Annotated in this window: 14 protein-coding genes; 9 read left to right on the top strand and 5 right to left on the bottom strand. The window is 70.1% G+C overall.

Annotation, left to right across the window (positions count from 1 at the left end):
- Nucleotides 1-187: 187 nt before the first annotated feature.
- The 6 genes from ABT063_RS50865 to ABT063_RS50840 all read left to right on the top strand — a co-directional run bounded on the left by ABT063_RS50865 (nt 188) and on the right by ABT063_RS50840 (nt 7,598).
- On the top strand, nt 188-1,231 hold the full coding sequence (locus tag ABT063_RS50865; RefSeq protein ID WP_351068973.1) for an NUDIX hydrolase: 1,044 nt from the start codon (nt 188-190) through the stop codon (nt 1,229-1,231).
- 294 nt (nt 1,232-1,525) lie between these two features.
- Complete coding sequence (locus ABT063_RS50860) at nt 1,526-2,542, top strand: ABC transporter permease (RefSeq protein ID WP_351068976.1); 1,017 nt, start codon at nt 1,526-1,528, stop codon at nt 2,540-2,542.
- 80 nt (nt 2,543-2,622) lie between these two features.
- Nucleotides 2,623-4,290 (top strand): ABC transporter substrate-binding protein, encoded by a 1,668-nt coding sequence (locus ABT063_RS50855; RefSeq protein WP_351068971.1) that lies wholly within the window; start codon nt 2,623-2,625, stop codon nt 4,288-4,290.
- Between the two features lie 71 nt (nt 4,291-4,361).
- Nucleotides 4,362-5,354 carry an ABC transporter permease gene (locus tag ABT063_RS50850; protein ID WP_351068968.1) on the top strand — a complete coding sequence of 331 codons (993 nt, stop codon included), beginning with the start codon at nt 4,362-4,364 and terminating at the stop codon, nt 5,352-5,354.
- 28 nt (nt 5,355-5,382) lie between these two features.
- Nucleotides 5,383-6,459, top strand: a complete 1,077-nt coding sequence (locus ABT063_RS50845; protein WP_351068967.1) for an ABC transporter ATP-binding protein — start codon at nt 5,383-5,385, stop codon at nt 6,457-6,459.
- Between the two features lie 26 nt (nt 6,460-6,485).
- Nucleotides 6,486-7,598 carry an ABC transporter ATP-binding protein gene (locus ABT063_RS50840; RefSeq protein WP_351068965.1) on the top strand — a complete coding sequence of 371 codons (1,113 nt, stop codon included), beginning with the start codon at nt 6,486-6,488 and terminating at the stop codon, nt 7,596-7,598.
- On the opposite strand, the gene ABT063_RS50835 is transcribed toward ABT063_RS50840, so the two are convergent.
- From ABT063_RS50835 to ABT063_RS50825, 3 genes are read right to left on the bottom strand one after another with little or no spacing between them, the layout of a single operon-like run.
- The gene (locus ABT063_RS50835; RefSeq protein WP_351068962.1) at nt 7,561-8,598 is read right to left on the bottom strand and encodes a protein kinase family protein; all 1,038 of its coding nucleotides are present in this window, start codon (nt 8,596-8,598) and stop codon (nt 7,561-7,563) included. The genes ABT063_RS50840 and ABT063_RS50835 overlap by 38 nt on opposite strands.
- Before the next feature lie 10 nt (nt 8,599-8,608).
- Nucleotides 8,609-9,313: an MBL fold metallo-hydrolase gene (locus tag ABT063_RS50830; RefSeq protein ID WP_351068961.1), complete on the bottom strand. Its 705-nt coding sequence runs from the start codon at nt 9,311-9,313 to the stop codon at nt 8,609-8,611.
- A gap of 60 nt (nt 9,314-9,373) precedes the next feature.
- Nucleotides 9,374-10,729 carry a dipeptidase gene (locus ABT063_RS50825; RefSeq protein ID WP_351068958.1) on the bottom strand — a complete coding sequence of 452 codons (1,356 nt, stop codon included), beginning with the start codon at nt 10,727-10,729 and terminating at the stop codon, nt 9,374-9,376.
- Nucleotides 10,730-10,879: 150 nt separating this feature from the next.
- On the opposite strand from ABT063_RS50825, the gene ABT063_RS50820 reads away from it, so the two are divergent.
- Nucleotides 10,880-12,130, top strand: coding sequence for a geranylgeranyl reductase family protein (locus tag ABT063_RS50820; RefSeq protein WP_351068956.1), 1,251 nt, complete (start codon nt 10,880-10,882; stop codon nt 12,128-12,130).
- Here ABT063_RS50820 and ABT063_RS50815 read toward each other — a convergent pair.
- Complete coding sequence (locus ABT063_RS50815) at nt 12,120-12,569, bottom strand: nitroreductase family deazaflavin-dependent oxidoreductase (RefSeq protein WP_351068953.1); 450 nt, start codon at nt 12,567-12,569, stop codon at nt 12,120-12,122. The genes ABT063_RS50820 and ABT063_RS50815 overlap by 11 nt on opposite strands.
- Nucleotides 12,570-12,734: 165 nt before the next feature.
- On the opposite strand from ABT063_RS50815, the gene ABT063_RS50810 reads away from it, so the two are divergent.
- Complete coding sequence (locus tag ABT063_RS50810) at nt 12,735-13,460, top strand: TetR/AcrR family transcriptional regulator (RefSeq protein ID WP_351068950.1); 726 nt, start codon at nt 12,735-12,737, stop codon at nt 13,458-13,460.
- A 115-nt stretch (nt 13,461-13,575) separates the two neighbouring features.
- Nucleotides 13,576-13,773: a hypothetical protein gene (locus tag ABT063_RS50805; protein ID WP_351068947.1), complete on the top strand. Its 198-nt coding sequence runs from the start codon at nt 13,576-13,578 to the stop codon at nt 13,771-13,773.
- A gap of 20 nt (nt 13,774-13,793) precedes the next feature.
- Here ABT063_RS50805 and ABT063_RS50800 read toward each other — a convergent pair.
- Nucleotides 13,794-14,095 (bottom strand): hypothetical protein (locus ABT063_RS50800; protein WP_351068945.1); only part of this gene is annotated, 302 nt, incomplete at its 5' end.

Below are 14,095 nucleotides of genomic sequence, written 5' to 3'. Positions count from 1 at the left end.
CCCGCATGCCTCCCAACCCTCACCGGGTCCTAGCGTCTGACGTGGAAGGCCCCCCCTCTCCGGGGGCGGCGGCCCCCCCTGAGAAGGGGGGCACCGGCGCCACGTGTTGTGTGCCCTCAACTGCGGCTGGTTTCCGTGGCAGGGTGGAGCGGGCAAGCCACAGGGGGCCAACAGAAGAGGGGGAAACGTGACCGTCGTTTGGATCAACGGCGCGTTCGGTGCGGGGAAGACCACCACCGCACGGGAGCTGATCGAACTGATCCCCAACAGCACGCTCTTCGACCCCGAGGTCATCGGCGCAGCGCTCACGCACCTGCTGCCGCCCAAACACCTCGCCGAGGTCGGCGACTACCAGGACCTGCCGATCTGGCGACGACTGGTGATCGACACGGCGGCCGCGATGCTCGCCGAGCTCGACGGGACCCTGGTGGTCCCCATGACCCTCCTGCGCCAGGACTACCGCGACGAGATCTTCGGCGGCCTCGCCGCGCGCCGGATCACCGTCCGGCATGTCCTGCTCGCTCCGGGGGAAACGATCCTGCGCGAGCGCATCGCCCACCGCGAGGTCCCGCCCGACCTCCCCGACGGAGAGATGCGAATACGGCAGTGGTCGTACGACCACATAGAACCGTACCGAGCCGCCCTCGCCAACTGGCTCACCGCCGACGCCCACCCGATAGACACCAGCGCCCTCACGCCGTACGAGACCGCCGCCCGCATAGCCGAGGCCGTGGGCAGCGGCACCGTGCCGGCGTGCGACATCGTGCAGACACCCGAGCCCACCGCCGAGACCCTCGCGGCCGGCGTCCTCCTCTTCGACGAGCGGGACCGGGTCCTGCTCGTCGACCCCACCTACAAAGCCGGCTGGGAATTCCCCGGCGGCGTCGTCGAACCGGGCGAGGCGCCCGCCCGCGCCGGCATGCGCGAAGTCGCCGAGGAGACCGGGATCCGCCTGGACGACGTACCCCGCCTGCTCGTCGTCGACTGGGAACCGCCCGCCCCTCCGGGCTACGGCGGCCTGCGCCTCCTCTTCGACGGCGGCCGCCTCGACTCCGCCGACGCCGGACGCCTCCTGCTGCCCGGGCCCGAGCTGCGCGACTGGCGTTTCGCCACCGAGGAGGAGGCCGCCGACCTGTTGCCGCCCGTCCGCTACGAACGGCTGCGCTGGGCCCTGCGGGCCCGGGAACGCGGGGCGGCGATGTATCTGGAAGCCGGCATTCCGATCGGCTGACATCCGGTGACATTCCCCGCCGCTCCCTGGTGTCGGCGGGGACTTCGGCATGCCCGGACGAGGTCGCCCGACGGAGACGTTGGCCCGGATCTCCCCAAGGGACCGTCGAAATACCTCCATGTCAGAGCTAATGAAACGTCCGGCTCTCGTCAACTCTTGGCAACAAGCGCAAACAATCCCCTTTCTGCTGCTTATCCGTCTTGACCGGGCTCTCGGCACGTTGCGAGAGTCCGCTCAGTCTCACGGCGCCGACACACGGCCGCCGCCATGCCTTTCACTCAGGGGCACATCCGCATGACGACTCCCTACCCCTCGGCGACCGCGCTTCCGGCCGACGAACCGGCGCCCGGCCCCCGATCCGGCGGCCCCGCCATCGCCGGACGCTCACCGGCCCGCATGGCCTTCAAGCGCATCAGGCGGGACAAGGTCACCATGACCGCGTTCGTGGTGACCGTCCTGTTCATCGTGATCGCACTGCTCGCCCCGGTGCTCACCGCGCTGACCGGCTGGGGGCCCATCACACCGGACGGAAAGGCGATCGACCCGGACACGGGCAACTTCCCGTACGGGTCACTGGGCGGGATCAGCCTCACCCACCTGCTGGGGGTCGAACCCGGAACGGGATACGACCTCTTCGGCCGGATCGTCTACGGCCTGCGCACCTCGCTCTTCGTCGGCTTCGCGTCGGCCGTGCTGTCCACCGTCGTCGGCGTCGTGGCCGGGCTGGCGGCGGGCTACTCCGGCGGCTGGGTCGACTCCGTGCTGTCGCGGGTGATGGACGTGATGCTGGCCTTCCCGCAGCTGCTGTTCATCATCGCGCTCACCCCGGTCATCCAGAACGCGCTGCAGACCAACAGCCACGGCGGCACCGACGAGAACCTCCGGCTGCTCGTCCTCGTCCTCAATATCGCGGTGTTCGCCTGGGCCTACACCGCCCGCCTGGTGCGCGGCCAGGTGCTGTCCCTGCGCGAGCGGGAGTTCGTCGACGCGGCACGGCTGATGAGCGCCGGCCGGCGGCACATCCTCTTCCGTCAGCTGCTGCCGAACCTGTGGGCGCCGGTACTGATCTCCTTCGCGCTCGCCGTCCCGCAGAACATCACCACGGAGGCGGCCCTGTCGTACCTGGGGGTGGGCGTCATCCCGCCCAACCCGGACTGGGGAGCGCTGCTTTCGGACGCCTCGCAGTTCTTCCTGCAGGACCCGATGTACCTGTTCATCCCCGGCGTCCTGCTCCTCGTCCTCGTGCTGGCCCTCAACCTCCTCGGAGACGGCGTCCGGGACGCCCTCGACCCCCGCGCGGCCCGCGGCTGACGCGTTCCTCCCGATCACCGGCCGGACGGTCCCACGCGGACCGCCGACGCCGAGCCCGTAAAAGAACGGAGTGTTACCTCATGACGCGCAGAAGGCGCTCGATCGCCCTCGCGGCCACCGCCGTGGCGATCACCCTGGGGGCCACCGCCTGCGGGGGCTCCTCGAGCACCACAGGCAGCGGTTCCCCGACCAAGGGGGGCACGCTGACGGTCCTCGACCATGCGGACTTCGACCACCTCGACCCTCAACGCGTCTACACGACCGAAGGGTCCAGCATGGCCCAGGAGTTCGTGCGCACCCTCACCGGCTGGGACGAGACCGGCGACCAGCCGAAGCTGGTCGGCGACCTGGCCACCGACACCGGAACGCCCAGCAAGGGCGCCACCGTGTGGACCTTCCACCTGCGCCACGGGATCAAGTGGCAGGACGGCACCGAGGTCACCGCACAGGACGTCAAGTACGGCGTGGAGCGCACCTTCTCACCCGACATCAACGGCGGCCCGCCGTACGCCAGTCAGTGGCTGAGCGGCGGCTCCACGTACAAGGGCCCCTACAAGGGGCAGCAACTCGACTCCATCGGGACGCCGGACAAGTACACCGTCGTCTTCCATCTGAACCAGCCGGTCGCCGACTTCGAGCAGACGACGGCCATGACCGGGTGGTCGGCGGTTCCCAAGGCCCATGACACGGGCTCCACGTACGACACGCACGTTTGGTCCGACGGGCCCTACATGATCAAGTCGTACACGAAGAACAAGGAACTCGTCCTCGTCAAGAACAAGTACTGGAGCCGGTCCACGGACCCGATCCGGGAGCAGAACGTCGACGAGATGGACGTGAAGTTCGGCCAGGACCAGGCCGCCATCGACCAGCAGATCAAGTCCGACGCCGGCACCGCCCAGACCTCGATCATGCAGTGGCCGATAGCGGGTTCCGACCTGACGTCGATCGCGGGCGACGCGGCCGTGAAGTCGCGCTACTACAAGATCCCGGCTCCGGGCATCAACTACATGGCCATCAACACCGGCCGGGTCAAGGACATCCGCGTCCGCCAGGCCATCGAGGACGCGATCGACAAGACCACCGTCCGGGGCGCCTTCGGCGGTTCGGCGTACGGCGACTACGCGAGCACGATGCTCAGCCCCGGCATCGACGGCTACAAGAAGTTCAACCTCTACAGCACGAACCCGGCCGGTGACCTCACCAAGGCCAAGGCGCTGATGAAGCAGGCCGGCAACCCGAAGCCCACCATGTCGCTGGCGGTGGAGAACACCACCACGCAGGAGCACTTCGCCGACGCGGTGAAGACCTCGCTCGGGAAGATCGGCATCACCGTCAACATCACCCCGATCGACGCGGCGAACTACTTCAGCACCGTGGACAACGTGAAGAACCAGTACGACCTCACATGGGGCGACTGGATCGCCGACTGGCCCAACGCCTCCACCGTGCTGCCCGTCCTGTTCGACGGCCGGCAGATCGCGAAGCTGCCGCAGTCCAACCAGGACCTGTCGTACCTGAACGACCCGAAGATCAACGCGCAGATCGACAAGATCGGCAAGATGACCAGCATCAACCAGGCCAACGCCGCTTACGGCGCCCTGGACGAGCAGATCATGAAGGACGCCGCCGTGGTGCCGCTGATGTACATGAACTTCAGCGAGCTTTCGGGCTCCAAGGTCGGCGGGGTCATCCCGGACGCCGTTCTCGCCGAACCGAGCCTGGTGCACGTCTACGTCACCCACTGAGGCATCCCTCTCAGGCCCGCCGGCGGCCCTCGGCCGGCGGGCACCCCACTCACGTCAGGGCCCCGCACGACATGCTTCGTTACCTCATCCGACGCCTGCTGGCAGCGGCCGTGATCCTGCTGGTGATCACCGTGATCACCTTCGTCATCTTCTTCGCCCTGCCGTCCAACCCCGCGCTCCTGGCCTGCGGGAAGACCTGCTCGCCCTCCCGACTGGTGGAGATCAGGCACTCGCTGGGCCTCGACCGGAGCTTCATGACGCAGTTCTGGGAGTTCTTCAAGGGGCTCTTCGTCGGCCGCGACTTCGGCGACCAGAGCGTGCGCGTGCACTGCGGCGCGCCCTGCCTCGGCGTCTCCTTCCAGACCGACACACCGGTCCTCACCACCCTGCTGGGAGACTTCCCGGCGGACCTGTCGCTCGGCCTCGGCGCCGCGGTGGTCTTCCTCGTCCTGGGCGTCGGCCTCGGCACGGTCGCCGCGGTCCGCAGGGGCCGGGCCGCCGACAAGGCGGCGGTCGGACTGGCCCTGGTCGGCGTCTCCGTGCAGATCTACTTCATCGGTCTGCTGCTGCTGTTCCTGTTCGTCGACAAGTGGCAGATCCTGCCCACGGCCGGCTACACACCGATCACCCAGGACCCGACCGCCTGGTTCCAGGGGCTGATCCTGCCGTGGGCCACGCTCGTCATCGTCTACCTCGCGCTGTACACCCGGCTCACCCGCTCCTCGATGCTGGAGGTCTTCGCCGAGGATTACATGCGTACCGCCCGCGCCAAGGGACTACCGGCCGCGAAGGTCGTCCTCAAGCACGGGCTGAGGGCCGCGATCACCCCGATCATCACCATCTTCGGCATGGACGTCGGCTCCCTGATCGGCGGCTCCGCCGTCATCACCGAGTCGGTGTTCGGCATCAACGGCATCGGCAAGCTCGCGGTGGACTCGGTGCAGAACTCCGACCTGCCGGTCATCCTCGGCACCACGCTCTTCGCCGCCACGTTCGTCGTGCTCGCCAACGTCGTCGTCGACGTGGTGTACGGCCTCGTCGATCCGCGTGTACGGCTCGCCTGAGCCCCGACAGCCGCGTAAGGAAAGCCCAGTGTCCCTGCAGACCTCTCCACAGCCCGCGGACCTCGCGCCCGCCTCCGCCCCCTTCCTCGACGTACGGGACCTGCGCGTGCACTTCCCTACCGAGGACGGCATCGTCAAGTCCGTCGACGGAGTCTCCTTCACCCTGGAGAAGGGCAGCACGCTCGGCATCGTCGGCGAGTCCGGATCGGGAAAGTCGGTGACCTCGCTGGCCCTGCTGGGGCTGCACAAGGGCACCCGCGCCATGGTGTCCGGCGAGATCCGGCTGGAGGGCAGGGAGCTCGTCGCCCTCCCTGAGCGCGAGATGCGCGCGCTGCGCGGCAGGACGGTCTCCATGATCTTCCAGGACCCGCTGTCCGCCCTGCACCCGTACTTCACCGTCGGCGCCCAGATAGCCGAGGCGTACCAGGTGCACCACAAGGTCGCCAAGAAGGAGGCCCGGGAGCGGGCGGTCGAGATGCTGAAACGGGTCGGCATCCCGCAGCCCGAGCGCCGGGCGAAGGACTACCCGCACCAGTTCTCCGGCGGCATGCGGCAGCGCGCCATGATCGCCATGACCCTCGTCTGCGACCCCGCGCTGCTCATCGCCGACGAACCCACGACCGCCCTGGACGTCACTGTCCAGGCCCAGATCCTGGACCTGATCCGCGATCTGCAGGAGGAGTTCGGCTCCGCCGTCATCCTCATCACGCACGACCTCGGCGTCGTGGCCGACGTCGCCGACGACATCCTGGTGATGTACGGCGGCCGAAGGATCGAGTACGGCACCGTGCGCGACGTGCTGAAGGATCCCCAACACCCCTATACATGGGGCCTGCTGGAGTCGATGCCGCACCTCACCAGTGACGTCGACCGACGGCTGAACCCGATCGCCGGTTCCCCACCGAGTCTGATCAACCCTCCGGGTGGCTGCGCCTTCCACCCGCGCTGCACTTACAAGGGCTGGGTGCCCGGGGGGCGCTGCACGGTGGAACGGCCCGAGCTGCTGAGCGTCTCCGGCACCGACCGGCACCTCGCCGCCTGCCATCTCACCCCGGAGACCAGGAAAGAGATCCGCGGCCGCACGGCCGCCGGAGCCGCGCGGTGACGGCGGCGGACGAAGAGGAGCATGCCGTGAGCAGCACCCAGCACCTTCCCGCATCGCAGGCCGCGCCCACCACGGAGTCGCTGCTGGAGGTCAGCGGCCTGGCGAAGCACTTCCCCCTCCGGCAGGGCATCGTCTTCCAGCGGCAGATCGGCGCCGTGCACGCCGTCGACGGCATCGACTTCACGGTCGGCGCCGGTCGCTCGCTGGGCCTGGTCGGCGAGTCGGGTTGCGGCAAGTCGACCACGGGCCGTCTGGTGACCCGGCTGCTGGAACCCACGGCCGGCACCGTCGTGTTCGACGGCGAGGACATCACCCACACACCCGAGGCCAGGATGAGGGAGGCGCGCCGGAACCTCCAGATGATCTTCCAGGACCCGTACTCCTCGCTGAACCCCCGGCACACCGTCGGCACCATCGTCGAGACGCCGATGAAACTCAACGGCATCAACCCGCCCCAGGGCCACAAGAGGCGCGCCCAGGAACTGCTGGAGACGGTCGGCCTCAGTCCCGAGCACTACAACCGCTACCCGAACGAGTTTTCCGGCGGTCAGCGCCAGCGCATCGGGATCGCCCGCGCCCTCGCCCTCAGGCCGAAGCTCATCGTGGCCGACGAACCGGTCTCCGCGCTGGACGTGTCCATCCAGGCCCAGATCGTCAACCTGCTGCAGGATCTCCAACGGGAGTTCGGCATCGCGTTCGTCTTCATCGCCCATGACCTCGCCGTCGTCCGCCACTTCTGCGAGCGCGTCGCGGTGATGTACCTCGGGAAGATCGTCGAGGTCGCCGACCGGCAGGCGCTCTACACACGGCCCCGGCACCCCTACACGCACGCGCTGCTTTCCGCCGTCCCCGAGGCCGACCCGGACAGCACCCGGCGGCGCGAACGCATCCGCCTGGCGGGCGACGTACCCTCCCCGGTCGACCCGCCGTCCGGCTGCCGCTTCCGTACCCGCTGCTGGAAGGCTCAGGACAAGTGCGCGACCGAGGAACCGCCTTTGGTCCGTCTCTCGGGGAACAGCGAGGGGCACTTGACGGCCTGTCACTTTCCCGAGGAGCCGACGATCGAGGCACGCGACGAGGACATCGTCCTCGACCCGGCAGTCAGGGGGAGTGAGGAGACTCCGGCGGGTACGGCGTAAGCCTGCTCTCTTCCTGGAACCGCCGGTTGAACTCGCCCATCACGGCGGCCCCTCGGGCGCGCCGCGCGATGACGTCGGCGGCGGCCTCCGGAATCCCGTCCGGCCGCGCCCCGTCGGCGCACGCGCGGAGGAAGGCCTCCCGCTCCTGCCCGCGGTACCCGTACAGGTCGGTGACGAGCCAGACGACCAGGTACGAGCGGGTGTAGGCACGGTCGTAGTGGCGGTGCCGGTCGACGAAGTCGCGTTCCTCGGGCGACAGACGGAAGCGGGGCGACAACGAGAGGCCGTAGTCGGTGAGGAAGAGACGGCGGCCGTCGGTGAGGAAGTTCCCGAAGTGGGCGTCGAGGTGCAGGAGTTCCTGCCCGTGCAGGAAGGAGACGACGGCCTCCAGCCCCTGCTCGACCAGGGGGACGGCCGTGTCCGCGTCACCGGCTTCGAGGCGGGTTTCGAGCCAGTCGTGGACGGTGTACGGGATGTACTCCAGGAACAGTGTCAGGCTCGCGGACGCCGTCCGCCGGGCCTCGATGCGCTCGCGCACCTGTGGGGTGCCGCCCCAGTAGGCGACGGCCCGTTCCACGTCGGCCAGTTCGTCCGGGAGAGGGCGCGGGGTGTCGGGCAGGACCCGCCAGTGGTGCATCAGCGGGAAGCCGGCGAACCGGTCGGCCAGCACCCAGTTCGTGGTCATCGTGTGCGCGGCGAGTTCCCGCCAGGCGCCGAGGCCGGGGCTGGCGACGACCCCGATGCCGTAGTGGAAGAAGGGCGGCAGGCCGAAGACGTTGGCGGTGGAGCGGACGTGCTCGGGCCGCCGCTCGATGTCGGTGAGCGGCACCCGCTTCACGAAGACCCGGACGCCGTCGACCTCGATCAGCGTCGAACGTCCGCCGATCCCGGAGCCGTTCGGCGTACCCGCGTCCACCAGGTCCGCGAGTTCCCGGTCGCTGAGGAGGGAGAGGGCGGTGGCGATGTCGGTGTGGTTGGCGAGGCGCGTGTCGCGGTGCATGCGCCCATCGTCAGTGATCCGGTCCGTACGTGTCCGCCGATCTCCGAAGCGCCGCCGAGGCCCGGCCGATCACCGGATCGCCGTGGCCGAAACAGGCCAGGTCCGCCTTCAGCGCCGCCAACCGGTGGAAGGAGGCGACCGCTTGGGCCCGGTCGAGGTTGAACACGCCGAGCATCACGGCCCCGTCGACCGGGGACGCGGCGACCGCGTCGCCCGTGAACAGCACGCCGTGCTCCGGGAGGTGGACGGCGATACTGCCGTGTGTGTGCCCGGGGATGTGGAGCACGCGAGCTCCGCCGCCGAAGTCGAGCATCTCCCCGTCGGACAGCTCGGTGACCTGCCGCGGGCGCAGGTATTCGCCCTGCGGCAGATGCCGTAGGGCTTCCGCGTGGAGGGGGCGTTCCCAGTCCTCGAACACCGGTGGCGGGCCCGGGGCTTCACCTCGTACGACGGGTGCGTCCAGGTGGTGGGCCAGCACCTCGGCGCCGGTCGCCGCGGCCAACTCACCCGCCCCGCCCGCGTGGTCCTCGTGGAAATGGGTGAGCACGATCCGCCGTACGCGCCCGAGCGTGCCCGCGAGAGCGTCGATCCGCGCACCGGAGCCCGCCGGTCCGGCATCGATCAGGGTCAACTCGTCGCCGTCGCGCCAGAGATAAGCCTGCCCGACCGGGAAGCGCAGGAGGTGCAGCCGAGGGAGGAGCTCGATGACGTCCATGGGACGACCGTAAGAGGGCCCCCGCCCGGTGACGAGGGCCCTCTGCTCTCGGCAGAGCTGTCAGCTCGCCGCGTAGTTGCGCAGGAACAGCGCCTCCGCCACCGACAGCCGCTCCAGCTCCTCGGGGGACACGCTCTCGTTGACCGCGTGGATCTGGGCCTCCGGCTCGCTCAGTCCGATCAGCAGGATCTCCGCGCGCGGGTAGAGGGCGGCGAGGGTGTTGCACAGCGGGATGGAGCCGCCCTGGCCGGCGTACTGCATCTCCTGACCCGGGTAGGCGACCGCCATCGCCTCCGCCATCGCCGCGTACGCCGGGCTGGCCGTGTCCGCGCTGAAGGGCTGACCCTGGCCGATCTGTTCGGTGCGCACCCGGGCGCCCCACGGCGTGTGCGTCTCCAGGTGGGCCTGCAGCAGCTTGGTCGCCTCGGCCGCGTCCACGCCCGGCGGCACCCGCAGGCTGACCAGCGCGCGGGCGCTCGCCTGCACCGACGGGGTGGCGCCGACGACCGGCGGGCAGTCGATGCCGAGGACGGTGACGGCCGGGCGCGCCCATATCCGGTCGGCGACCGTGCCGTCGCCGATCAGCCGCACGCCGTCCAGGACCTTGGCGTCCTCGCGGAACTGCTCCTCGTCGTACTGCAGCCCGTCCCACCGCGTCTCGGGCGTGAGCCCGTCGACGGTCGTCGAGCCGTCCTGTGCGCGCAGCGAGTCCAGTACGCGGATCAGCGCGGCCAGTGCGTCGGGGGCGGCGCCGCCGAACTGGCCGGAGTGCAGGTTGCCCGCCAGCGTGTCGATCTGCACGCGGACCAGAGTCATGCCGCGCAGTGTGGCGGTGACCGTCGGCAGACCGACGCGGAAGTTGCCCGCGTCGCCGATGACGATGGTGTCGGCCTCCAGCAGGTCGGGGTGCTCCTCGGCGTACCGTTCCAGACCCCCGGTGGCCATCTCCTCCGAACCCTCGGCGATGACCTTGACGTGGACCGGGACGCCGCCGTTCGCCTTCAGCGCGCGCAGCGCCAGCAGGTGCATGAGCACGCCGCCCTTGCAGTCGGCGGCCCCGCGCCCGTACCAGCGGCCGTCCCGCTCGGTCAGCTCGAAGGGCGGGGTGGCCCACGCGGCCTCGTCCAGCGGCGGCTGCACGTCGTAGTGGGCGTACAGCAGGACCGTCTTCGCGCCCTCGGGGCCGGGAAGGTAGCCGTACACCGACTGCGTGCCGTCGGGGGTGTCGAGCAGGGCCACGTCCTCGAAGCCCTCGGCGCGCAGCGCGTCGGCGACCCAGCGGGCGGCGCCCTCGCTCTCGCTCCTGGGAAACTGGTCGAAGTCCGCCACCGACTTGAAGGCCACCAGCTCGGTGAGCTCCGCTTTCGCCCTGGGCATCAGCGAGGCGACGGTCTCGGCGACCGGATGCGACGACATGGGCACGCTCCTTGTGGGTGCGACGTTGTACCGATGAGTGCCGCCGATCCTGCCACAGGGGCGGCGTCCGCCCAGTGGCCTGGGGCGACGTCCGCCGTAGGATGCGGGAGACAGGTGCGGCAGCGGCTTGATCGGGAGCAGTAGACCATCGTGAGCAGCGAGAACTCTTCGGCGGACGACGTGCAGCGGGTGTGGGACGTCGTCGTGGTGGGCGCGGGACCGGCGGGGGCTTCGGCCGCCTATGCGGCGGCGGTCGCGGGGCGGCGCGTGCTGGTGCTGGAGAAGGCGGAGCTGCCCCGCTACAAGACGTGCGGCGGCGGCATCATCGGACCTTCGCGCGACTCCCTGCCACCCGGCTTCGAGCTGCCGTTCCGCGATCGGGTGCACGCGGTCACCTTCTCGCACAACGGCCGCTTCACCCGCACCCGCCGCTCCAAGCAGATGCTGTTCGGGTTGATCAACCGGCCCGAGTTCGACCAGCAGCTGGTCGAGCACGCGCAGAAGGCGGGCGCCGAACTGCGTACGGGCGTCACCGTCCAGCGGGTCGAGCAGCACGGTTCGTCCGTGCCGGACCGGCGCACGGTCGCGGTCGTCCTGCAGGGCGGCGAGACGCTGCTCGCGCGGTCGGTCGTCGGCGCCGACGGCAGCGCCAGCCGCATAGGAGCGCATGTCGGGGTCAAGCTCGACCAGGTGGATCTCGGCCTGGAGGCGGAGATCCCGGTGCCCGAGACGGTCGCCGAGGACTGGAAGGGGCGGGTGCTCATCGACTGGGGCCCGATGCCCGGCAGCTACGGCTGGGTGTTCCCGAAGGGCGACACGCTGACGGTCGGTGTGATCTCGGCACGCGGCGAAGGCGCCGCGACCAAGCGCTACTTGGAGGACTTCGTCGCCCGGCTCGGTCTCGCCGGCTTCGAACCGAGCATCTCCTCGGGCCACTTGACCCGCTGCCGTGCCGACGACTCGCCGCTGTCGCGCGGGCGGGTGCTGGTGTGCGGGGACGCGGCCGGGCTTCTGGAGCCGTGGACCCGCGAGGGCATCTCGTTCGCGCTGCGCTCGGGCCGGCTCGCGGGGGAGTGGGCGGTACGCATCTCGGAGGCGCACGACGCCGTGGACACCCGGCGCCAGGCTCTCAACTACGCCTTCGCGATCAAGGCGGGGCTGGGCGTCGAGATGGCCGTCGGCAAGAGCATGCTGACGATCTTCGAGCGGCGCCCCGGCCTCTTCCACGCGGCGCTGACCGGCTTCCGCCCGGCCTGGAAGGCGTTCATGGACATCACGCGCGGCGCCACCTCGCTGGGCGAGATGGTCCGCACCCACCCCATCGCCCAGCGCGCCCTGACCGTGCTGGACCGCCGGCCCGCGGGTTCCTCGGGTCCCTCGGTCGGCGAGGTCAGCTCGTGACCTCGACCCGGAAGACCGGGTGGTCGGGGGCGATGCGACGCAGGTCGGCGTCGGGGGAGTCGGGGCCCACTCCCTTGAAGAAGACGCCGACCTCGGCTTTCCAGCGCTTGAGGTAGGCACGCAGGAGCGGGGCCTTGTCGTCGTCGGCCACCTCGGTCGCGGTGAACGCCTCCGCGTTCTTGCCGAGGCGCAGCTCGCCCCCGCCCGCCGCACGCATGTTGTGCGTCCACTGGACGTGGCCGCGCGGTGCGACCAGGTATTGCTGTCCGTCGACGGTCAGCAGGTTCACGGGGGTGGTGCGCCACTCGCCGCTCTTGCGGCCGCGGACCGCCAGGACCCGGGAGCCCCAGACACTGATGCCGCGGCGGGTCATCCACGCCACGGCGCGGTTGAGGACCTGGACCGTGAGCCAGCCGGGCTTCTGGACGTGCGTGGACATGGGACCCCCAACGTTTGAAAGAGCGATGCTCTCTTTTGTGAGCAGTGCTCTCGTTCGAGAACAGTATGGAGGAGTTCGGCGATCCGAAGCAAGAGCGGTGCTCTCTTTTGTTTGCGCTGATCTGAACTGTGTGCACTGCTCTCTCTTCGTGGGACACTGTTCCGCATGAGCAGCGACACCACACGCGGCGCCCGCGCCCGGGCCAGGATCGAGGTCACCGCCGCCATCAAGGACGAGGCACGCAGACAACTCGCCGCGGACGGCGCCGCCAAGCTCTCTCTGCGCGCCGTGGCCCGTGAGCTCGGCATGGTCTCCTCCGCGCTGTACCGCTACTTCCCCAGCCGCGACGACCTGCTGACCGCCCTCATCATCGACGCCTACGACTCCCTCGGTCAGACCGCCGAGGCCGCGCACGAAGAAGTCGTCGAGGCCGACCCCGCCCAGCGCTGGATCGCGGTGTGCGAAGCCGTACGCGGCTGGGCCCTCGGGCACCCCCACGAGTACGCGTTGATCTACGGATCGCCGGTCCCCGGCTACACCGCCCCCGAGACCACCGTCCCGGCCGCCTCCCGCGTCGGCCTCCTCCTCATCGGCATCCTGCGCGACGCCCACCAGGGCCTCGGCCTGGCCAAGCCTCCACTGCCCGCCGACCTGCGCCCCGAGGCCGAGCGGATGACCGCCGACCTCGCCCCCGACCTCCCGCCCGAGACGGTCACGGCACTCGTCGCGGCCTGGGCCCAGCTGTACGGGCTGATCGGGTTCGAGCTGTTCGGTCAGTTCAACCGGGTCGTGGAGGACCGGACGACGTTCTTCCGGCACGCGGCGGCCCGACTCGCCCACGGTGTGGGTCTGGTGTCCCCCCAGCAGGGGCGGGCCGCGAAGAGTGCGTAGTTCTCTAGGGCCTGTCCGGCGGATCAGGTCGCAGGAAATCGGCGGCGCCCCCCGTCAACGCTGGTGAGCGGGGTCTGGTGCGTCCAGTTGCAAGGCGGAGGAGGGCGTCGACGCGATGGGGGAGTCGGCGTTCGCGTACGCGGGAGTGCTCGTCGTGCTCAGCGCGGTCGCCGGAGCCGTGATCCTGCTCCCGGCCGCGCTGGCCCGCCGGGGCCAGCGGGTGGAGCGTCCCGCCGCGCCCGCCTCCGGCTTCCGGCACCGCACCGCGCTCGCCGCCATGCGCCGCCCCTGCTCGCCGGGGCCGGCGTCCTGACCGTCCTCCTCGTCGCCGCCTCACCCCTGCTCGGTCTGCGCTTCGGCCTCCCCGACGAGCGCACCCTGCCCGAGGGCACGTCCTCGCCCACCACGTCCGAGATCGTGCACCGGGAGTTCGCCGCCGAGCCGACGGACACCGTCCAGATCGTCCTCGATCGACAGGCCGACACGCGCGCGTACGCCGCCGGGCTTTCCCGCATCCCGGGCGTGTTCCAGGTCGACGCCCCCTAGGGCCCTTCTGATGGATCTCCGCAGCGTCGCGACGCCCGGCACGCACGCTCGCCGCACGGTGCGGAGGGCCAGGTGGCTCCGCCACATGA

It is taken from the genome of Streptomyces sp. NPDC002838, from assembly GCF_040295365.1.
Taxonomy (GTDB): Bacteria; Actinomycetota; Actinomycetes; order Streptomycetales; family Streptomycetaceae; genus Streptomyces.
This window is presented reverse-complemented; position numbering and strand designations above follow the sequence as displayed.